Raw genomic sequence first — 238 nt, 5'->3', positions numbered from 1 at the left:
TGATTAGAACTTCAGAATCGGAGCTGGTATTAACGTGGCGCTGGTGTTTGTTGCATACGTTTTCTTACAACTATTCTTTATTGGTCAGATTACCGTTGTGTGCCAAAACAATGCCTAATGGGGAGCTGACATAAAACGGCTGGGCTACTGCACTGCTGCCCTCATTGCCTGCAGTAGGATAGCGGACATGTGCAATGCCGGCATAACCGATCAAGTCGCGCATATTGCGGGTACGGAA

The 238-nt window shown here is 47.9% G+C and carries 1 pseudogene; it reads right to left on the bottom strand.

The features are described from left to right. Positions 1-238: pseudogene (locus ACTHTA_RS11630) on the bottom strand (amidophosphoribosyltransferase); the annotation flags it as partial.

The sequence above is a fragment of the Neisseria sp. P0013.S005 genome (assembly GCF_051958425.1).
GTDB classification, from domain to species: Bacteria; Pseudomonadota; Gammaproteobacteria; order Burkholderiales; family Neisseriaceae; genus Neisseria; species Neisseria subflava.
The sequence above is the reverse complement of the archived record's forward strand: the minus strand, read 5'-3'. Positions and strand labels throughout refer to the sequence as shown.